1 protein-coding gene is annotated in these 629 nt (G+C 51.2%); it reads right to left on the bottom strand.

The genetic code is table 11. The annotated features are described in order from the left end of the window. Nucleotides 1-629: restriction endonuclease subunit S (locus D619_RS17485; RefSeq protein WP_193743227.1), on the bottom strand; the 629-nt coding region annotated here is incomplete at both ends.

The following is a 629-nucleotide window of genomic DNA, read 5'->3' as shown; positions in this document are numbered from 1 at the left end:
GCGACGATGCGTTGTTGTTCCGCGAGGGGCGGTAGCGGGAATGGAAGGCCAAGAAGATCATCAAGTTTGATCCCCTTCACCGTCATGCCCGCCCCTTCAATTTCGCATGTTAGGAAGTAGTTATAGCAATAATCTAGTTTGACATATTTCGATAGGAAAATAGCCCTCAGATCCTGATTAATCGCCAAGTCAATTGTGTTGATAGAAAGCTGACCAAGACCCATTCTGGTCACGAGTATGATGTTACCAGCAGGAACTATGTTTGCAGAGCTTCTTGCCAAGCCAAGCTCCGTGATACGATCTTGAGTATCAGAAACAAACTTGCTCTTTCCGACGTCTTTCACGCTAGCCCAAGGAATGTCGCCACCCCAAAATGAGGGTTCCGCTTTAGATGGCGTTCCACCACCGACGTGCCCAAGAATCACGTCAGCCAATCGAACGATTGCCCATCCTTGGGGAGCTCCTTCTAACGGGCTGAGTGATCGCTCTCCACCACGTCCCATCTTCAAGGTTACGCCCGAATGCTTAGAGGCGGCTCGTTCCTTCCCGATCTTTCTCAGCAACTCTGTGGCAGGTTCTTCAGCCGGATCTTGCGGCACGAGCTTCCCGCGCACAGCCAGATCAAGGAT

Source organism: Sandarakinorhabdus sp. AAP62 (assembly GCF_000331225.1).
Classification (GTDB): Bacteria; Pseudomonadota; Alphaproteobacteria; order Sphingomonadales; family Sphingomonadaceae; genus Sandarakinorhabdus.
Note: the sequence above shows the minus strand (reverse complement) of the source record. Positions and strands in the feature narration are given on the sequence as shown.